Below are 19,373 nucleotides of genomic sequence, written 5' to 3'. Positions count from 1 at the left end.
CGAAAACCACGGAAACCGGGGTACGGCGTCCTTCGCGGATCCGTACCCCGGTCAACGTTAATGCCTGTGCGGCCCCGGACTACTTGCCCGGGGTGGCACCGGTCTTGCGCTCGACGGCCGCCTTGACCAGGCCCGCGAAGAGCGGGTGCGGGCGGGTCGGACGGGAGCGGAGCTCCGGGTGCGCCTGGGTGGCGACCAGGTAGGGGTGGATCTCGCGGGGGTACTCGACGTACTCGACGAGCTTGTTGTCCGGCGAAGTGCCGGAGAAGACCAGTCCGGCCTTCTTCTCCAGCTCGGCCCGGTAGGCGTTGTTGACCTCGTAGCGGTGGCGGTGGCGCTCCTCCACGTACGGCTGGTCCTCGTACGCCTCGCGGACCACCGAGCCCTCGGCGAGCTTCGCCGGGTACAGGCCGAGCCGCATGGTGCCGCCCAGGTCGCCGGCGCCCTCGACGTACGCCAGCTGCTCCTCCATCGTCGAGATGACGGGGTGCGCGGTGGCGGCGTCGAACTCGGTGGAGTTGGCGTCGGGGATCTCCGCGAGGTTGCGCGCGGCCTCGATGACCACGCACTGGAGGCCCAGGCAGAGGCCGAGCAGCGGCAGCTTGTTCTCGCGGGCGTAGCGGATGGCGCCGATCTTGCCGTCGACACCCCGGTCGCCGAAGCCGCCGGGGACGCAGATCGCGTCGACGTCGCCGAGCTGCTTCGCGGCGCCCGCCGCGGTCTTGCAGTCGTCGGAGGCGACCCACTTGACCTTGCCCCGGGCCCGGTTCGCGAAGCCGCCGGCCCGGATGGCCTCGGTGACCGAGAGGTAGGCGTCCGGCAGGTCGATGTACTTGCCGACGAGCGCGACGGTGACCTCGTGGTCGGGGTTGTGGACCCGGTCCAGCAGGTCGTCCCAGGTCGTCCAGTCGACGTCGCGGAACGGCAGGTCGAGCTTGCGCACGACGTAGGCGTCCAGGCCCTCGGTGTGCAGCACCTTCGGGATGTCGTAGATCGACTTGGCGTCCACGCAGGCCACCACGGCGGCCTCGTCGACGTCGCACATCAGGGAGATCTTGCGCTTGATGGCGGTCGGCACGTCGCGGTCGGCGCGCAGCACGATGGCGTCGGGCTGGATGCCGATGTTGCGCAGCGCGGCGACGGAGTGCTGGGTGGGCTTGGTCTTCAGCTCGCCGGACGGGCCGATGTAGGGCAGCAGCGAGATGTGGACGACGAAGACGTTGTCCCGGCCGACCTCGTGGCGGACCTGGCGGACGGTCTCCAGGAACGGCAGCGACTCGATGTCCCCGACCGTGCCGCCGACCTCGGTGATCACGACGTCGACGTCGTCGGTGGCCATGCGGCGGATGCGGTGCTTGATCTCGTTGGTGATGTGCGGGATGACCTGCACGGTGTCGCCGAGGTACTCGCCGCGCCGCTCCTTGGCGATCACCTGGGAGTAGACCTGGCCGGTGGTGACGTTGGCCGAGCCGTCGAGGTCGACGTCGAGGAAGCGCTCGTAGTGGCCGATGTCCAGGTCGGTCTCGGCGCCGTCGTTGGTGACGAACACCTCACCGTGCTGGAACGGGTTCATCGTGCCCGGGTCGACGTTGAGGTAGGGGTCGAGCTTCTGCATGGTGACCCGGAGGCCACGCGCCTTGAGCAGGGCACCGAGGCTGGAGGCAGTCAGACCCTTGCCGAGGGATGAGGCGACACCCCCGGTGACGAAGATGTGCTTGGTCGTCGTGGATGTGGGCTGCATAGCCAAAGGGGGCTCCCGTGGTCGCGATCGTGAGGTGCGTACCGGCTGTGCCGTCCGGAGACTCCGGAGGTGCCGTCGCTGCGGTTCGGGGGCCTCGTCTGCGGTTGCGGACGACCACCGGTCCACGGGCTACCAGGGTAACAGCGCCGAGTGGGACCCGCTTCCGGCGGCGTCCCGACCGCCACCACGCATGATCACCGCGGGTGTCCGTACACACACCCGTTCGGAGCTGTCCGGTTGTCAAGACCGTCGCGCGGATCAACGGAGTGCGTCGTATCCTGCTCGGACCACTCGCCCCGGGCGAGGTGAAGCGTTCGCAGGTTTTCCCGTACCAACGCCTTGCGACGACACTCTGTTTCCCGTTTTCCCCTTCTTTCGCAGCAATGCCCTACGGGGCTCCATGGCCGTTCGACTGGAGATTGCACGTGGCCGGGCGCATCGAGGATTACGCACTCATCGGAGACATGCAGACGGCCGCGCTGGTCTGCCGGGACGGCACGATGGACTGGCTGTGCCTTCCCCGCTTCGATTCGCACGCCGTCTTCGCGGGGCTGCTCGGCACCGAGGAGCACGGCTTCTGGCGCCTCGGCCCGGTGCCCGCGGACGGGACGGGACCGCAGGCCGCGGACCGCCGCCGCTACCGCGGGGACTCCCTGATCCTGGAATCGGAGTGGGACACCCCGCGCGGCACGGTCAGGGTGACCGATTTCATGCCGCCGCGCGACGGGGCCCCGCAGGTGATCCGGATCGTGGAGGGGGTCAGCGGCCGGGTGCCGATGCGCTCGGAGCTGCGGATGCGGTTCAGCTACGGCCGGGTCACCCCGTGGGTGCACAAGGTCGACGGGCGCACGGTCGCCGTCGCGGGCCCGGACTCCGTCTGGCTGGACACCTCCGCCGAGACGTACGGCGAGAACCTCACGACGTACTCCGACTTCACGGTGGCGCCGGGCGACCGGGTGGCGTTCACGATCAGCTGGCAGCCCTCGCACCACGGGCCGCCGGGCCTTCCGGACCCGGACGGTTCGCTGGACGCGACCGCCGAGTTCTGGCGCGAGTGGGTCGACCAGTGCACGTACCACGGGCCCTACCGCGAGGCGGTGGTCCGCTCCCTGATCACGCTCAAGGCCCTGACGTACGCGCCGACCGGCGGCATCGTCGCCGCCCCCACCACCTCCCTGCCGGAGGACATCGGCGGCTCCCGGAACTGGGACTACCGCTACACCTGGCTGCGCGACGCCGCGATCACCCTCTCCTCGCTGCTGCGCACCGGCTACCGCGAGGAGGCCCGCGCCTGGCGCGAGTGGCTGCTGCGGGCCGTCGCCGGCGACCCGGAGAACCTCCAGATCATGTACGGCATCGCGGGCGAGCGCGAGCTGGGCGAGGCCGAGCTGGACTGGCTGCCCGGCTACGAGAACTCCGCCCCGGTCCGGGTCGGCAACGGCGCGGCGGGCCAGCTCCAGCTGGATGTGTACGGCGAGGTCACCGAGGCCCTGCACCTGGCCCACATGACCGGCCTGACCCGCAACGACTACGCGACGGGGCTCCAGCTCAAGCTGATCGAGTACCTGGAGAAGCACTGGGACGAGCCGGACGAGGGAATCTGGGAGGTGCGCGGACCGCGCCGCCACTTCGTCCACTCGAAGGTGATGGCCTGGGTCGCCGTCGACCGGACGATCAAGCTCATCGAGTCCGGGGACGCGGAGGGCCCGGTGGAGCGGCTGCGCGAGCTGCGCGACGAGATCCACCGCGACGTCTGCGAGCGGGGCTACGACCCGGAGCGCAACACCTTCACCCAGTCCTACGGCTCACGGGAGCTGGACGCCTCGCTGCTGCTGATCCCGCAGATGGGCTTCCTGCCGCCGGACGACAAGCGGGTGATCGGCACGATCGAGGCGATCCAGCGGGAGCTGTCCACCGAGGACGGCTTCGTGCTGCGCTATCCGACGTCCGGCGAGGACGCCGGGGTGGACGGTCTGGAGGGCGACGAGGGCGCCTTCCTGGCCTGCTCGTTCTGGCTGGCGGACGATCTGGCGATGATCGGCCGGGTCGACGAGGCCCGCCAGCTCTTCGAGCGGCTGCTGTCGCTCCGCAACGACCTGGGCCTGCTCGCGGAGGAGTGGGACTCCCGGCTCCAGCGCCAGGTGGGCAACTTCCCGCAGGCGTTCAGCCATGTGCCGCTGATCGACACGGCGCTCCGGCTGACCGCGAGCGGGGCGTACGTCGGCTGACCGGCCCGGCGCGGTCCCGTCCGCCCGTGCCGGATTCCGCGCGGGATGTCGTGGCCGCACCCGGTACGGCGGGTGGGCGGGGTGCGTGCCTCCGGCCCGCGCGGTTTCCCCTGTTCGTGCACCGGACCGTCCCGGTCGTCCCCGGCGCGGGCGACCGGGACGGTCCGGTGTTCGGCGGCCGGTCGGGCCGCTGCTCCGGACGCCGGGGCGGACCCCGCCCGTCCCCCGACCGGGCACCGTATGCGCCGGTCGTTCTCCGGGCTCCCCGCACGGCGGACGAATCCGGTTGCGGCGGGACCGGCCGACCCGGTGGGCTACCCGCATGAGCGATGCCGCCGAGCAGGCGCGAAGGGCGTGGCCGGGAAGAGGGCGCGAGGCCACGGCGCGTCCGTCCGCGGGGCGGAGGTCGGCGGTGCTCCTGGCCCTGATGCTGGCCGCCTTCACCCTGAACACCGCGGAGAACCTGCCTGTCGGACTCCTGGAACTCATCTCCGGGAGCCTCCGGGTGTCGGTGCCGGCGGTCGGCCTCCTGGTCACCGGTTACGGCGTGACGGTGGCCGTCGCGTCATTGCCGCTCGCCCACGCCGTGCGGGCCGTGCCCCGGCGCCATGTGCTCACCTGGCTCCTGGCCGCGCTGGTCGTGTCCAGTCTGGTGGCGGCGCTGGCGACCTCCTACTGGGTGCTCCTCCTCGCGCGGCTGCTGACCGCGCTCGCCCAGGCGTTGTTCTGGGCGGTGATGGCCCCGGTCGCGGTGGGCCTGTTCACCCCCGAGGTCCGTGGCCGCGTGGTCGGAGCGCTGTCCGTCGCCGGGTCGCTCGCCCTCGTGCTCGGTGTCCCCGCGGGGACCTGGCTGGGCCGGCGGAGCGACTGGCAGGTGCCCGTCGCCGTGCTCGCGGCTCTGGGACTCGTCTCGCTGGTGACCATCGCCGTTCTGCTGCCCACCTCCCGTCCGGAGGAGGAGCACGCCGCCTACGGAACCAGTCCCGACGTCCGCCGGTTCGGGACCGTACTGGTGGCCGGCACCCTGTCCGCCACCGGGGCCTTCACGGGATACACGTACATCGTCACGTTCCTGGGCGACGTGAGCGGGTTCTCCTCAAGCGCGGTCAACGTCCTTCTCGTCACTTTCGGAGTCGCGTGCCTGGCCGGAGTGAGCGTCACCGGGGCACTGCTGGACCGCTTCCCCCGAACCACCCTGGCCACCGCCGTCGCCACCCAGGCGGTGGGCATGCTCGGTCTCTACGCGGTCGGCGCCGAGCCGGTGGCGGCGGTGGTGTTCCTGGCGCTGACGGGTGGTGCGCTCGGGCCGGTGTTCATGACCACCCAGAACGCCATGCTGCGGTGCGCGCCGGGCCGCACGGACATCGCACTCGCGGCCAACTCCGGCCTGTACAACCTCGGCATCGCGGCGGGCGCCGCGCTCGGCGGACTGATCCTGCCGCTCGCCGGAGCGCGGGGCACCTTCCTCGTCGGCGGGCTGCTGGCGGCAGGGGCGTGCGCGGTGCTGCTCGGCGAGCGACTGCTGCGGGCCCCCGGGCCGGAGTCCGCCGGTTAGCGGGCCGGTCTCACTGCGCGGGCGCGGGCCCGTCCGCCCCGGTCGCCACGGGGTGCGGCCCCGAGGCCATCCCCCACTCGCTCCACGAACCGTCGTACACCGCCTGCCCTCGGTACCCGGCGAGTTCCGCCGCCAGGGCCAGCACGCAGGCGGTGACCCCCGATCCGCAGCTGAGGACCAACCGCTCGCGCTCCCCGGCGCGGGCGGTGAGCGCGGCGCGCAGCTCGTCCGCCGGGCGCATCCGCCCGTCGTGCTGGAGGGTGTCGAAGGGCAGGTTGGCAGCCCCCGGCATGTGTCCGGCGCGCAGCCCCGGCCGGGGCTCGGCGACGGTGCCGGCGTACCGCTCCGGCGACCGGGCGTCGAGGACCACCGCGGCGGGATCGGTCAGGGCCCGCGCCACCTCGTCAGCGGTGACAAACATCCCGGCGCGCGGTCGTGCGGTGAAGTCACCGGGAGCCGCCGGGGGCGCGGGAGGGGCGCTCTCCAGGGGCAGTCCGGCCGCGGTCCAGGCGGGCAGGCCGCCGTCGAGCACCGCGACCCGGTCGAGGCCCATCGCCCGCAGCATCCACCAGGCCCGGGCGCTGGAGTAGATCCCGGCGCCGTCGTACACGACGACGGTGTCCGCGTCGTTCACGCCGAGGGCGCGCAGCTCCCGGGTGAACCGGTCGGCGCCGGGCATCGTGTGGGGCAGCGGTACGGAGGGGTCGGAGAGGGCTCCGTCGATGTCGAAGACCCGTGCGCCGGGAATGCGCCGCTCCCCGCCCCGATGCGCCCCGACCGAGGCGTCGAGGACCACCGGCCCGTCCGGTGCGCCGATCCGCGCCGCCAGCCAGTCGGCCCCGACCAGCGGGCCGGACGGTTCCCGGGACACGTCGCCCACCATTGCTCCAAGGTCGTCTCTGCGGATACGGGGCCGCCCGGACCGCGCGGCGTCCACAAGATCGCAGCGGCGCTCGCCCCGTGTCAACGCAGGCCCGCACCGGCTCCCCCGGCGGCGCCTTGGGCGCCGAGTGCCGGTACCGTCCTGAATCGGGGCGAAAATCAAGGTGAGAACCAGGGCGGACGCCCATCGGATCAAGTGGAAGTACGAGGCCTGAGCAAGTGGAGACCCAAGGCGGAATCACCGTGCAGCGAGCCCTGGAGCTGCCGGGGCTGCGGGGCGGGCTCCCGGAGGTGGTGGCGGGCTCGGAGCGGCTGAACCGTACGGTCCGCTGGGTGCACGCGGGCGAGGTCCCGAACATCGCCTCGCTGCTCAAGGGCGGTGAGCTGCTGCTCACCACGGGGCTCGGGCTCGGCACCCGTCCGGCCGAGCAGCGCGCCTTCGTCCGCAGGCTCGCCGACCGGCAGATCGCCGCCCTGGTGGTGGAGCTCGGTCCGCGCTTCAGCCGGCTGCCGTCCTCGATAGTGGACGCCGCCCGGGCCGCGGGGCTGCCGCTGGTGCAGCTGCACCGCGAGGTCCCGTTCGTCGCGGTGACGGAGGAGATCCACACCGAGATCGTCAACGGCCACTACGCCCTGCTGCGGCAGGCCGAGGACGTGCACCGGCGGTGCACCCAGGCGCTGCTCGGCGGTGGCGGGGTGCCCCAGGTCCTCGGCATCCTGGCGGACTTCGCGGCCAACCCGGTCTTCCTGGAGACGGCGGACGGGCAGCTGCTGTACGCGGCGGGGCCCGGCACCGGCCCGGTCGGCGCCGATCCGCTCCAGGTGTGGGACGGGATGCGCGGCGGGCGGGCGGCCCGCGAGGCGCCGCCGACCGGTTCGGTGCTGGTGGACGTGCCGGGTGGCGGGCCCGGCACCGGTGCGGTGCGGGCCAGGCTGGTGCTGCTGGCGGTGTCCGGGCCGCTGCTGCCGGTGCACCGGATGGCCGCGGAGCGGGCGGCGGGCATCCTCGCCGTCGTCCTGATGCAGGCCCGCCAGGAGGAGGAGCTCGCCGCCCGGGGCCGGGGGGACTTCCTCTCCGATCTCGCCGAGGGCCGGATCACGCCGGAGGACGCGCCCGCCCAGGCCCGGGTCCTGGGCTTCAAGCCGGGTGCGTTGCCGCTGCTGCCGGTCGTGATGCGGCTGGCCCCGGAGCTGTCGGCGTCCGGGAACTGGGCGTCGCTGGCCCGCGCGGTGCTGGAGGAACTGTCGTCGGTGGGTGTGCCGGTGCTGCTGGGGGTGCGGCCGGTGGAGGGCCGGGTGCCGGTGCTGCTGGGACTGCGGTCCGAGTCGGAGCGCACGGCGGTCGCGGACCGGGTCGCGACGGCGCTGCGGGCCGGGGTGGAGCGGGCCGGTCTCGAACGGGCCGGGGCACGGCCCCCGGTCGTGGTGGTGGGGGTGGCGGGCGGCTGGGCGACGGCCGGGGCGAGCCTGCGGCACGCCGCCGAGACGGCGACGGCCGCGTACGGCCTCGACGACCGGCCCTGGTACGACGCCCGGCGTCTCGACATCGACCTGCTGCTGTGGCGGCTGCGCGACCACCCGGACCTGGCCGCGTTCGTGGACCGGGCGATCGGGCCGCTGCGGGACCACGACCGGACCTCGCGCCCCGCGCTGCTGCCGACGCTGGAGACGTATCTGGCGCACGCGGGCCGCAAGGCGGAGACGGCGCGGGAGCTGCATCTGAACCGGCAGACCCTGTACAACCGGCTGGCCCGGATCGGGGAGCTGCTCGGCACCGATCTGGACGACCCGCAGGCGGTGCTGGCGCTGAGCCTGGCGCTCCGGGCCCGCCGGCACACCGAGTAGCCGGGAGGCTCAGCGCGCCCGTACCGCCACCGCCAGCGGCTGGGTCAACTCGTCGTACACGCTGAGGACTTGGGCGATGGTGTCGTCCTCGGTGGGCCAGCCGGCGGCCTGCGCGAGCCCGGTGGCGGCCATCTCCGCGCGCCGCAGCGGATCGCCGAGCAGCCGGGCCACCGTCCGCCCGAGCGCCTCCGCGTTGCCGTACGGCACGAGCTCCGCCGCGTCGCCCACCAGGTCGGGCACGCCGCCGACCGCGGTGGCGACCAGCGGGACGCCGAGCCTGAGCGCCTCCTGCGCCTGCACCGAGCGCTCCTCCCAACTGCTGGGCAGCACGGCCAGATCCGCCGCGGCGAGCAGCTCGGCGCGGTCCTCGCGGTCGCCGACGAGCCGGACGGGCAGCTCCTCGTCCCGGATCCGGCGCTGGAGCGCGGACCGCTCCCGCCCCTCGCCCACGACGACCAGGAGCGGCCCGGGGTCGAGGTCCCGCCACATCCGGGCGGCGTCGAGCAGGGTGCCGTAGCCGTGATGCGGTACGAGGCTTCCGCAGGTGACGATCAACGGCCTTCCCACCACGCCGAGTTCGGCCCTGGCCTTGTCCGGCCGGGCCCCGTCCGGCAGCCGGGGCGCGGGGGCGGAGACCGGTGCGAGCCGGGCGTCCCGCGCCCCTCTCCGGCGCGCCCGGTCGACCAGGTCCGACGTGGTGCCGAGGACGACCGCGGCCGCCCGCGCGGCCCGTCGCTCCATCATCCGGACCAGCCGGCGGCGGGCCCCGTCGACATGGGCGCGGGCGTGCCAGGTGACGACGAGGGGGACGCTCCGCCCGCCGAGCGCGAGGGCGGCGCGCACGGCGGCGTGCGGCCCGTGCGCGTGGACGAGGTCCGCGCTCGCGCAGGCGCTGCGCAGGGCGGCGACGGAGACGGGGTCGCCGCGCCGGGGTACGGGGGTGAACCGGGCGCCCGTGCCGGAGTAGTCGTAGGCGTGGTCCAGTTCGGCGGGGGCGCAGACGGTGACGTGCACGCCCCGTGCCACGAGCCCGGCGGTCAGCGAGCCGACGTGGGCGTTGCTGCCCGCGCTGCCGCCGCCCAGGACTTGGACCGTACGCAGCTGTGACACGTTGAATGGCTCCCGGGGCTCCCGAGTCGGTGGTGAGGGCACCGCCAAGGATGCCAGTCCGTACGGGCGTTCCGGCACAGTCGGGCGGCTGTCATGGCCCTTACCTCGACTTCCGGACACCGCCTGCCACCCGCACGGGTGAGAAAACGGCGCGATGTTGCCCGTCCGCCGCCCTCAGCGGTCCGCGACCGCCCGGACGAGGTCCCCGATCCGGTCCCCGTACGCCGCCGCCGCGACCAGTGCGGCTCCGTGCGCGAGGAGTCCGGCCCGGCCCCGGCCCGCGACGATCGCGATCCCGAGCCCGGCGCCCAGGGCATGCGCCCCGGTGTCCCCGAGCATGGTGCGCTCCCTCAGGTCGTCGGCGAGGAGCGCGGCGACGGCGCCGACCGGGGCGGCGGCGAGCCCGCCCGGCAGACCGGGGGCGCCGAGGGCGAGGACGGTTGCGGCGGCCGCCGCCGGCCGTATGTCCGTCAGATTGACCAGGTGCGCGGTTCCGGCGATCACCACCGCGCCGAGCACCCGGTCGACGGGCCGCTCCTTCAGCAGGGACGCGGCGACGAGCCCGGCGGCACCGATGCCGAGGAGCTTCACCGCGCCGGTGGTCAGTTCGCCGTCCCGGAGCGCGCCGAGGTGGGCGCGGAAGCCGCTGCGCGGGTCGCCCGCACCGGCGAGGTCGTCGTGGGCTCCGCAGCCGCCGGCCGCCAGCACCGCGAGGACGGCGGCGCACCGGGTACGGGGCGGCAGCGGAAGGACCGCCGCACCGGCCGCGGTCCCGAGCACGGCGGCCGGGCCCGCGCAGAGGTCGACGGCGCGGCCCGCGTGGTTGACGCGCCGTCCGAACGGGCGCGGCCGGGACCGCAGGATCCGGTACGCCCCGCCCGCCACCGTCGCGGCGACGGCACCGGCCGCCACGGTCCTCCTGAACATCGCTCCCATGCGCGCCAGCCTACGGGGACGGCCCGCCGGAACCGTCCGGCGGGCCGTCCCGCGACGACGAGCGGGTGTCAGCCGTCCGAGCGGGCCGCGGCGAGCAGTTCCTCCGCGTGGGCGCGCGCCGTCTGGGAGTCCTCCTGGCCCGCGAGCATCCGGGACAGCTCCCGCACCCGGTCCTCGCCCTCCAGGACCGTGACCCCGCTGCTGGTCACCGCCCCGTCGACGGTCTTCTCGACCAGCAACTGCCGGTCCGCGAAGGCCGCCACCTGCGGAAGGTGGGTGACGACGACGACCTGGGCGGACCGGGCGAGCTTCGCGAGCCGCCGCCCGACCTCGACCGCGGCCTTGCCGCCGACGCCCGCGTCGACCTCGTCGAAGAGGTACGTGGGTACGGGGTCGGCGCCCGCGAAGACCACCTCGACGGCGAGCATCACCCGGGACAGCTCACCGCCCGAGGCCCCCTTGGCGATCGGCCGCGGCTGGGCGCCGGGGTGCGGGGCCAGCAGCAGCTCCACCTCGTCGGCGCCGGACGGCCCGTAGACCACGCTCCGCCCGTCGATGTCGATGCCGGACGCCTCGTCGGCCGCCTCGGTCTGCCGGATCGCGAAGGAGACCCGGGCGTGCGGCATCGCCAGGGAGGCCAGCTCCTCGGTCACCGCCTCGGCGAAGAGCGCCGCCGCCCGGTTGCGTGCGTCGGTCAGCTCCTGCCCGAGGGCGGAGAGTTCGGCCCGCAGCGCGTCGCGCTCGGCGGTCAGCTCGCCGATCCGGTCGTCGTCGCCCTCCAGCTCGGTGAGGCGGGTGGCGCCCTCCTGGGCCCAGGCGAGCACGGCGCCGATGTCCTCGCCGTACTTACGGGTGAGCACGGTGAGCGCGGCGCGGCGCTCCTCCACGGCGGCGAGCCGTCGCGGGTCGGCGTCCAACTGGTCGGCGTATCCGGCCAGTTCGCCCGCGACGTCGGAGAGCAGGATCGAGATCTCGCCGATCCGGTCGGCGAGCGCGGCCAGTGCCGGGTCGTGGGCGCGCACCGCGTCCAGCGCCCGTCCGGCGGCCGCGACGACCGTCGTCGCGTCGACGCCCTCCGGGTCCTCCGGGTCGCCCGCGAGTGCCGTGTGCGCCAGGGACGCGGCGGAGGCGAGCGCCTCCGCGTGGCCGAGCCGCTCGGCCTCGGCGGCCAGTTCGCCGTCCTCACCGGCCAGCGGTTCGACGGCGGCGATCTCGCCCAGCCCGAAGCGGAGCAGATCGGCTTCCTGGGCGCGCTCGCGGGCGCGCGTGGTCAGCTCCTCCAGCTCCGTGGCGACGGCCCGCAGCCGCTGGTAGGCCGCCGCGTACACGGCGTGCGGCCGGGCGACGCCGTCGCCCGCGTAACGGTCGAGCGCCTGCCGCTGCCGGGCCGGCTTGAGCAGGCCCTGCTGGTCGGTCTGGCCGTGCACGGCGACGAGTTCGTCGGCGAGTTCGGAGAGCACCCCGACCGGCACGGACCGGCCGCCGAGATGCGCCCGGGAGCGTCCCTCGGCGGAGACGGTACGGCTGATCAGCAGCGCGCCGTCCTCGATCTCGCCCCCGGCCTCCTCCGCCCGCAGGGCGACGGCGTCCCCCTCGGACACCGTGATCCGCCCCTCCACGACGGCGGCCTTGGCCCCGATCCGTACCAGGGCCGGGTCCGCGCGCCCGCCGAGCAGCAGCCCGAGGCTGGTGACGACCATGGTCTTGCCCGCGCCGGTCTCACCCGTCACGGCGGTGAAACCGGGTGACAGCTCCACCACCGCGTCGTCGATGACTCCGAGCGACCGTATCCGCATCTCCTCCAACACGGACACGACCTTACGAGGTCCGAAGGCCGATGTGCGACGTACCCCGCTCCACGGCTCACTCTCCCGGGTATGCGCACCGCTCTTCGCGACACCTCCGGGGGAACGTCCGCCGGTCAGTGCGGGGCGCCGCGCCACCCCGAGACCGGCAGCGCGAACTTCGCGACCAGCCGGTCCGTGAACGAGGCGTGGTGCAGCCGCGCGAGGCGTACGGGCACCGCGCCGCGCCGCACCTCGACCCGCGCCCCGGCGGGCAGCTCCACGGTCCTGCGGCCGTCGCACCAGAGCACCCCGTGCGGGGTGTGCTGCTGGACCTCCACGGCGAGCACCGAGTCCGGTGAGGTCACCAGCGGCTTGGCGAACAGCGCGTGGGCGCTGATCGGCACCATCAGCAGCGCCTCGACCTCGGGCCAGACGACGGGCCCGCCCGCCGAGAAGGCGTACGCGGTCGATCCGGTCGGCGTCGCGCAGACGATCCCGTCGCAGCCGAAGCCGGTCACGGGGCGGCCGTCGATCTCCAGGACGACCTCCAGCATCCGCTCGGGCGACACCTTCTGCACGGCCGCCTCGTTGAGCGCCCAGTCGGTGTGGACGACGTCGCCGTTGGTGCGCACCACGACGTCGAGCGTCATGCGCTCCTCGACCTGGTAGGAGCGGGTGACGACCCGGTCGACGACCTTGTCCAGGTCGTCGCGCTCGGCCTCGGCGAGGAACCCGACCCGGCCGAGGTTGACGCCGAGCATCGGCACCCCGGAGGCGCGGGAGAACTCCGCGCCGCGCAGCAGCGTCCCGTCCCCGCCGAGCACGATCAGCAGCTCACAGCCGTCCACCGCCCCGGGCGTGGTGTCCGTGACCGTCTCGACGGACGGCGGCAGCGGCAGGTCCGCCGCCTCGGTGGCCAGCACCCGTACGCCCAGACCGCTGCGGAGCAGTCCCTGTACGACCAGTTCGGCACTGCGGATCGCGGCCGGGCGGCCGGTGTGCGCGAGAAGGAACACGGTCCGGGCCGCGTCCGTCGTCATTCGTGCCGCATTCGTCGTCAACGAGGCCCCTCCGCCACTGCACGGTCGACATCCGCGGGATCCAGTTCAGGTGCCCCGGCCCGCAGCCACAGAAAGTACTCGACGTTCCCCGACGGGCCGGGCAGCGGGCTGGCCGTCACCCCCCGCACTCCGAGGCCCAGTTCCCAGGCCCGGCGCGCGACCTCGCGGACCGCCTCGGCCCGCAGTTCGGGGCTGCGCACCACGCCGCCGCTGCCGAGCCGCTCCTTGCCCACCTCGAACTGCGGCTTGACCATCAGGACCAGGTCGGCGCCGGGGGCGGCGCAGCGCGCCAGGGCGGGCAGGACCAGCCCCAGCGGGATGAACGACAGGTCCCCGACCACCAGGTCCACCGGCTGCCCGTCGATCGCCTCCAGCGTCAACTCCCGCACGTTGGTGCGGTCCTTGACGGTGACGCGGTCGTCGGACTGGAGCGACCAGGCGAGCTGCCCGTAGCCGACGTCCACGGCGACGACATGGCCGATGCCCGCCCTGAGCAGTACGTCGGTGAAGCCGCCGGTCGACGCCCCGGCGTCCAGGGCCCGGCGCCCCTCGACGGCCAGGCCGAGGGGGACGAAGGCGGCGAGGGCGCCCGCGAGCTTGTGCCCGCCGCGCGAGACGTACTCGGGGTCGCTGTCGTCCTTGGTCACGACGACGGCGGCACTGGTCTCGACCTGGGTGGCGGGTTTGGTCGCGGTGTTCCCGCCGACGGTGACCCGCCCGGCGGCGATCAGCTGGCTGGCGTGCTCACGCGAGCGCGCGAGTTTGCGGCGTACCAGTTCGGCGTCGAGACGGCGGCGTGCCACTCCGGCCACGTTCGGTTCAGCTCCTGTTGTCGTGCGGGGGCACCGGTGCGGGTACCGGTGCGGGCGTGGGCGCGTTGTCCAGCGCGGTCAAGGTCTCGCGCAGCCCACGGTGTACATCCTCGTACACCTCGATGTGTCCGTCCGCCGGAAGGTGGTCGGCGTCGGCGAGACGCTCCAGGCCCGCGTCCACCCCGGCGTGGCCGGTGGGGGTGCGGGGGACGCCCAGGGGCGCCGGTGCGGCGGGGTCGGTCACGGCCGCCGTCGCCGGTTCCGCCGCCTCCCGCGTCTCCCCCGCCCCCGGGATCTCCCGCGTCGAGTCGTTCATGCGGGAAACGCTACCCCGAAGGGCTGGGGTACCGTCGATCACGATGGCGACCATGGCGGAGTGCCGCAGCGCACTCGACAGACTTTCCGACCGCCTCGCGGAGGCCGACGGCGCCGTACGCGGCGCGGCCGCCGTCGACCGTTCGCTGAGCTGCCACATCAAGGACCTCGACGTCACGTTCACCGGCCGACTGACCGATGGCCGGATCCAGGTGCTGGACACGGTCGAGGGGCCGCCCCGCGAGAAGGCGGCGATCCGGCTCGCGATGTCCGGCGGCGACCTGGTGGCCATGGTCGACGGCGAGCTGGACTTCGCCCGCGCCTGGGCCTCGGGCCGGGTCCGCCTGGAGGCGGGGTTCCGCGATCTCCTGCGGCTGAGGTCACTGCTGTAGGCGGGGCGACGGTCCGCCGGTCGGGACGTCGGCCCGGCGCGGTCCGCGCGCGGCCGGCACCACCAGCGGGGTCCCGGTCTCCGGGTCGTCGATCACCTGGCAGCGCAGCCCGAAGACCCGCTCCACCAGGCCCGCGGTGACGATCTCGCCGGGCGGTCCCTCGGCGATCACCCGGCCGTCCCGCATCGCGACGAGGTGGGTGGCGTACCGCGCGGCGTGGTTCAGGTCGTGCAGGACGGCGACCAGGGTGCGCCCCTGCGTCTCGTGCAGGTCGGCACAGAGGTCGAGGACATCGATCTGGTGCTGGATGTCGAGGTACGTGGTCGGCTCGTCGAGCAGCAGCAGCGGTGTCTGCTGGGCGAGCGCCATGGCGATCCAGACGCGCTGGCGCTGTCCGCCGGACAACGCGTCGACATGGCGGTCGGCGAGCGCGTCGACGCCGGTGGCCGCCATCGACTCCGCGACGACGCGTTCGTCCTCCGGCGACCACTGGCGCAGCAGCCCCTGGTGGGGATACCGGCCGCGCCCGACGAGATCGGCGACGGTGATCCCGTCCGGCGCGACGGAGGACTGCGGGAGCAGCCCCAGCGTCCGGGCGACCTTCTTCGCGGGCAGTCGGTGGATCGCCCGCCCGTCCAGCAGCACCCGGCCGCTCTCCGGCCTCAGCATCCGCGCGAGCGCGCGCAGCAGGGTCGACTTGCCGCAGGCATTGGGGCCGACGATCACCGTGAACGAACGGTCGGGGATCTCCACCGAGAGATCCTCCGCGACGACCCTGCCGTCGTAGCCGAGGGTCACCGCGTCCGCGGCGAGGCGCTGCATGGTCGTACTCCCGGAGTCGGAGGGGACGGGTGCGGAACGGCGGCACACCGACCAGAACAAAGTTAGGTTAGGTTAACCTATCTTCTTCTGTGGTTGTGGGCCTGCTCCCGCTGCCGCGGACCGGCCTCCCGCCCCTAAAGCCCCAGCCGGGCGACCGCCTTGCCCGCGTCCAGCCCGCAGGAGCCCTCCCCCGCGTACGACCAGGCCGCCCCGCAGAGCGCCCGCAGCCCGTCCAGCGCGTCCCCGTCCCCGTCCAGCGCCAGCCCGTCGCCGCGCACCGAGGCCGTCCAGCCCCCGCACACGAACCCGCCGCCGCGCTCCGCCACCTCGGGCTGCCCGGTCAGCAGTCCCCTCAGGTCGGCGTCCACGTAGGTCGGCCGGTGCTCCGGCACGGCGGCCAGCAGCCGCGCCGCGTCCGTCACTCCGGTGAGCACCAGCAGGGAGTCCACGCCTCCGTTGAACGCGCCCTCGATGTCCGTGTCGAGCCGGTCGCCGACCACCAGCGGGCGTTCGGCGCCGGTCCGCAGCACCGTCTCCCGGTGCATCGGCGGCAGCGGCTTCCCGGCCACCTGCGGCTCGGCACCGGTCGCGATCCGTACGACCTCGACCGCGGCGCCGTTGCCCGGTGCGATGCCCCGGGCGCTCGGGATCGTCAGGTCGGTGTTGGACGCGAACCACGGCACCCCGCGCGCGACCGCGTACGCGGCCTCGGCGAACCGCCCCCAGGCCATGTCCGGGCCGCCGTACCCCTGGGCCACCGCGGCCGGGTCGTCGTCCGCCGACTCCACCGGCACCAGACCGCGCTCCCGCACCGCGGACCGCAGCCCCTCGCCGCCCACCACCAGCACCCGGGCACCGGGGGGCAGCTGATCGGCCATCAACCGGGCCACCGCCTGCGCCGAGGTGATCACGTCACCGGGCTCCGCGGGGACACCGAGCGCGGTCAGATGGCCGGCCACCGCGTCCGGTGTGCGCAGGGCGTTGTTGGTGACGTACGCCAGGTGCATCCCCCCGTTCCGCGCCACCGCCAGCGCGTCGACGGCGTGGACGATCGCCCGGTCGCCCGCGTAGACCACCCCGTCGAGATCGAGCAGCGCCGTGTCGTACGCCCTGCTCAGCGCCGTACCGCTGCCACTGGGTCGGGTTCTGCCCGTGTGACTCATTCCTTGTGCTCCTCGCTCACCGCTTCTGCTCAGATCATCGCGCATCCCCGTCCCGCACTTACCATGCACGGATGAACACATCAGGTCCGGCCGGCCAGGGACTGCGTCTGATTCCGTTCCGTGGGCTGCGGTACGTTCCCGAGCAGGTCGGCAGTCTCGCCGCGGTGACCTCACCCCCGTACGACGTGGTGGTGCGGCCCGACGGACTCCATCATCTGGAGTCGGCCGATCCGCACAACATCGTCCGGCTGATCCTGCCCCAGGCGGACACGGCCGCGGCCCGTCACGAACAGGCGGCGCGGACCCTGAAGCTCTGGCTCGCCGAGGGCGTCCTCGCACCGGACCACGAGCCCGCTCTGTACGTGTACGAGCAGCGCAACGGCGATCTGCTGCAACGGGGGGTCATCGGGGCGCTGGCGCTCTCCGCCCCGGCCGAGGGCGTCGTCCTGCCGCACGAGGACGTGATGGCCCATGTCGTGGAGGACCGGGCCGACCTGATGCGCACCACCGCGGCACACCTCGAACCGCTGCTGCTCAGCTACCGGGGCGACGGCCGGGAGGCGGGGGCGGCCGCCGTCATCGAGCGGGCGACGGACCGCCCCCCGCTGCTCACCACCACGACCGAGGACGGGTTCCGGCACCGGCTCTGGGCGGTCACCGACCCCGTCGAGCAGGCGGAGATCGGCACCGATCTCGCCCACCACCAGGCGCTGATCGCCGACGGGCACCATCGCTGGGCCACCTACCTCCGCCTCCAGCGGGAGCACACGGTGCCCGGCCCCTGGGACTTCGGCCTGGTCCTGCTCGTCGACACGGCCCGCTATCCGCTCCGGGTACGCGCCATCCACCGGCTGCTGCACCGGCTCCCGGTCGACGCTGCGCTGGCCGCCCTGGACGGTCTCTTCCGGGTACGCGAGGTGCCCGGCCCGCTCCCCGACGCGCTGGAGGAGCTCGCCGGGGCGTCCGCCGGGGGCAACGCTTTCCTGCTCGCCGGCGACGGCGGCTTCCATCTCGTCGACCGCCCCGATCCCGGTCTGCTGGCCCGCACAATTCCCGCCGACCGCCCGCCCGCCTGGCGGGGCCTGGACGCGACGGTCCTGCACGCGGCCCTGCTCGACCACATCTGGGAGATACCGGACGCCCCGGAGCACATCGCCTACATCCATGACACCGCCGCCGCCGTGGAGCAGGCCGAACGGCGGGGCGGCACGGCGGTCCTGATGCATCCGGTACGCGAGGAGGTGGTCCGGGATCTCGCCCGGCAGGGGGTCACCATGCCTCGCAAGTCGACGTCGTTCGGCCCGAAGCCGGCCACCGGGCTGGTCCTGCGCAGTCTCGACCTCGATCTGGACTGAGCCGGAACGGAGAAACGAGAGAGGGCGGCACCCCGGGTCCCGGGGTGCCGCCCTCTCTTCTTGGTCTCACGCCTCGGGCGTACGGTCCTTGTCGCTGTCCGTGGCGGTCTCCGGCTCCGGGCTCACGGCGTCGCCGTTGCCGTCGGTCCCGTTCTCGTTCTCGTCGGCCCCGTTCTCGTCGGCCTCTTCCTCGTCGAGGGCGTCGACGAACTCGACACCGTCCATCTCGGCGAGCCGGTCCGACGCGTCGGTGGAGCCGTCCTTGTCCGCCTCCAGCGCCTTCCCGAACCACTCCCGGGCCTCGTTCTCACGACCGGCGGCCAGCAGCGCGTCGGCGTACGCGTAGCGCAACCTGGCCGTCCAGGGGTGCACGGCGCTCGACGCGAGCTCGGAGCTCTGGAGCGTGACGATGGCGGCGTCGAGCTGGTCCATGTCCCGCCGGGCACCGGCGGCGACCAGGCGCATCTCCACCTGCCCGGCCTTGTCCAGCTTCTGCACCTCGGGCTCACCGGCCATCGCCAGCGCCCGCTCGGGCCGCCCGAGCCCGCGCTCGCAGTCCGCCATGACGGGCCACAGTTCCACGGAACCGGTCATCCGCTTGGCGGCCCGGAACTCCGCCAGCGCCTCCGAGTACTTCTGCGTGGCGTACGCGGCGAAGCCGGCCGCCTCCCGCACAGCGGCCACCCGCGAGGCCAGCCGGAGCGCGATCCGCGAGTACGCGTATGCCTGCTCGGGGTCCTCGTCGATCAGTCGGGCCACCATGACGAGGTTGCGCGAGACGTCCTCGGCCAGGGTCTTCGGCAGGCTCATCAGCTCCTGCCGCACGTCCTTGTCGATCTCGTCGCCGGTGACGTCCTCGGGAATCGGCAGCCGCTTGACCGGCTCGCGGTCCCGGTCGTCACGACGGTCGTAGCCGCCGCGGTCGTCGCGTCCGCGGTAGCCACCGCCCCGACCACCCCGGTCGTCCCGCTGCCCGCGGTACCCGCCGCCGCGGTTGTCGTCCCGGCGGTTGTCGTCACGACGGAAGCCGCCGCCACGGTTGTCGTCCCGGCGGTTGTCGTCACGGCGGTAGCTGCCACGGTCGTCGTCGCGACGCGGACCACGCGGCCGGTCGTCGTCGCGGCGGGGTCCACGGAACCCACCGCGCTCATCATCCCGACGCGGCCCACGATCACGGTCACGGTCGTCACGACGGAACCCACCACCGTAACCACCGCCACGGCTGTCATCACGCCGGCTGTCGTCACGACGGAACCCACCGCCACGGTTGTCGCCACTGCGGTTGTCATCTCGGCGGAACCCACCACCACGACTATCGCCACCGCGGTTGTCGTCACGGCGGAAGCCGCCGCCACGGTTGTCGTCCCGG

At 73.8% G+C, this 19,373-nt stretch carries 16 protein-coding genes and 1 pseudogene; 5 read left to right on the top strand and 12 right to left on the bottom strand.

Annotation, left to right across the window (positions count from 1 at the left end; all coding sequences use genetic code 11):
• Positions 1–79: 79 nt before the first annotated feature.
• Positions 80–1,741, bottom strand: coding sequence for a CTP synthase (locus ACIQGQ_RS18540; RefSeq protein ID WP_402396979.1), 1,662 nt, complete (start codon positions 1,739–1,741; stop codon positions 80–82).
• Between the two features lie 425 nt (positions 1,742–2,166).
• Between ACIQGQ_RS18540 and ACIQGQ_RS18535 the strand changes: the two genes are divergently transcribed.
• Together ACIQGQ_RS18535 and ACIQGQ_RS18530 are read left to right on the top strand one after the other, a co-directional pair.
• Entirely contained in the window at positions 2,167–3,969 is a 1,803-nt protein-coding gene (locus ACIQGQ_RS18535; protein ID WP_366300230.1) for a glycoside hydrolase family 15 protein, read from the top strand.
• A 427-nt stretch (positions 3,970–4,396) separates the two neighbouring features.
• Positions 4,397–5,524: an MFS transporter gene (locus ACIQGQ_RS18530; RefSeq protein WP_402397679.1), complete on the top strand. Its 1,128-nt coding sequence runs from the start codon at positions 4,397–4,399 to the stop codon at positions 5,522–5,524.
• Between the two features lie 10 nt (positions 5,525–5,534).
• Here the strand turns inward: ACIQGQ_RS18530 and ACIQGQ_RS18525 are convergent, their stop codons facing one another.
• A complete protein-coding gene (locus ACIQGQ_RS18525) occupies positions 5,535–6,407 on the bottom strand; it encodes a sulfurtransferase (RefSeq protein ID WP_402396975.1) in 873 nt (290 codons plus the stop codon).
• Between the two features lie 218 nt (positions 6,408–6,625).
• Here ACIQGQ_RS18525 and ACIQGQ_RS18520 point away from each other — a divergent pair, with 218 nt between their 5' ends.
• Positions 6,626–8,251, top strand: a complete 1,626-nt coding sequence (locus ACIQGQ_RS18520; protein WP_392279238.1) for a PucR family transcriptional regulator — start codon at positions 6,626–6,628, stop codon at positions 8,249–8,251.
• Positions 8,252–8,260: 9 nt separating this feature from the next.
• Here ACIQGQ_RS18520 and ACIQGQ_RS18515 read toward each other — a convergent pair whose 3' ends face one another.
• From ACIQGQ_RS18515 to ACIQGQ_RS18490, 6 genes are all read right to left on the bottom strand, one after another.
• Positions 8,261–9,361 carry a glycosyltransferase family 4 protein gene (locus ACIQGQ_RS18515; protein WP_402396971.1) on the bottom strand — a complete coding sequence of 367 codons (1,101 nt, stop codon included), beginning with the start codon at positions 9,359–9,361 and terminating at the stop codon, positions 8,261–8,263.
• A gap of 174 nt (positions 9,362–9,535) precedes the next feature.
• Complete coding sequence (locus ACIQGQ_RS18510; RefSeq protein WP_402397676.1) at positions 9,536–10,288, bottom strand: hypothetical protein; 753 nt, start codon at positions 10,286–10,288, stop codon at positions 9,536–9,538.
• 77 nt (positions 10,289–10,365) lie between these two features.
• Positions 10,366–12,111 carry a DNA repair protein RecN gene (gene recN / locus ACIQGQ_RS18505; protein WP_402396968.1) on the bottom strand — a complete coding sequence of 582 codons (1,746 nt, stop codon included), beginning with the start codon at positions 12,109–12,111 and terminating at the stop codon, positions 10,366–10,368.
• A 107-nt stretch (positions 12,112–12,218) separates the two neighbouring features.
• Complete coding sequence (locus tag ACIQGQ_RS18500) at positions 12,219–13,124, bottom strand: NAD kinase (RefSeq protein ID WP_402396965.1); 906 nt, start codon at positions 13,122–13,124, stop codon at positions 12,219–12,221.
• A 17-nt stretch (positions 13,125–13,141) separates the two neighbouring features.
• The gene (locus tag ACIQGQ_RS18495) at positions 13,142–13,957 is read right to left on the bottom strand and encodes a TlyA family RNA methyltransferase (RefSeq protein WP_402396962.1); all 816 of its coding nucleotides are present in this window, start codon (positions 13,955–13,957) and stop codon (positions 13,142–13,144) included.
• 7 nt (positions 13,958–13,964) lie between these two features.
• Positions 13,965–14,273 carry a hypothetical protein gene (locus tag ACIQGQ_RS18490; protein WP_402396959.1) on the bottom strand — a complete coding sequence of 103 codons (309 nt, stop codon included), beginning with the start codon at positions 14,271–14,273 and terminating at the stop codon, positions 13,965–13,967.
• A gap of 43 nt (positions 14,274–14,316) precedes the next feature.
• Between ACIQGQ_RS18490 and ACIQGQ_RS18485 the strand changes: the two genes are divergently transcribed.
• Positions 14,317–14,664 (top strand): SCP2 sterol-binding domain-containing protein, encoded by a 348-nt coding sequence (locus tag ACIQGQ_RS18485; RefSeq protein WP_402396956.1) that lies wholly within the window; start codon positions 14,317–14,319, stop codon positions 14,662–14,664.
• Here ACIQGQ_RS18485 and ACIQGQ_RS18480 read toward each other — a convergent pair.
• On the bottom strand, positions 14,653–15,486 hold the full coding sequence (locus tag ACIQGQ_RS18480; protein WP_402396953.1) for an ABC transporter ATP-binding protein: 834 nt from the start codon (positions 15,484–15,486) through the stop codon (positions 14,653–14,655). The genes ACIQGQ_RS18485 and ACIQGQ_RS18480 overlap by 12 nt on opposite strands.
• Before the next feature lie 134 nt (positions 15,487–15,620).
• Positions 15,621–16,649, bottom strand: a complete 1,029-nt coding sequence (locus ACIQGQ_RS18475) for an HAD-IIA family hydrolase (RefSeq protein WP_402396950.1) — start codon at positions 16,647–16,649, stop codon at positions 15,621–15,623.
• A 71-nt stretch (positions 16,650–16,720) separates the two neighbouring features.
• Here ACIQGQ_RS18475 and ACIQGQ_RS18470 point away from each other — a divergent pair, with 71 nt between their 5' ends.
• The gene (locus ACIQGQ_RS18470) at positions 16,721–18,004 is read left to right on the top strand and encodes a DUF1015 domain-containing protein (protein ID WP_402396947.1); all 1,284 of its coding nucleotides are present in this window, start codon (positions 16,721–16,723) and stop codon (positions 18,002–18,004) included.
• Between the two features lie 66 nt (positions 18,005–18,070).
• On the opposite strand, the gene ACIQGQ_RS18465 is transcribed toward ACIQGQ_RS18470, so the two are convergent.
• Together ACIQGQ_RS18465 and ACIQGQ_RS18460 are read right to left on the bottom strand one after the other, a co-directional pair.
• Complete coding sequence (locus ACIQGQ_RS18465; protein WP_402396944.1) at positions 18,071–18,829, bottom strand: hypothetical protein; 759 nt, start codon at positions 18,827–18,829, stop codon at positions 18,071–18,073.
• A pseudogene (locus tag ACIQGQ_RS18460) lies at positions 18,814–19,373 on the bottom strand (hypothetical protein); the annotation flags it as partial. The pseudogene ACIQGQ_RS18460 and the gene ACIQGQ_RS18465, both read right to left, overlap by 16 nt.

This window comes from Streptomyces sp. NPDC092952 (assembly GCF_044754785.1).
In the GTDB taxonomy this organism is placed as follows: Bacteria; Actinomycetota; Actinomycetes; order Streptomycetales; family Streptomycetaceae; genus Streptomyces.
Note: the sequence above shows the minus strand (reverse complement) of the source record. Positions and strands in the feature narration are given on the sequence as shown.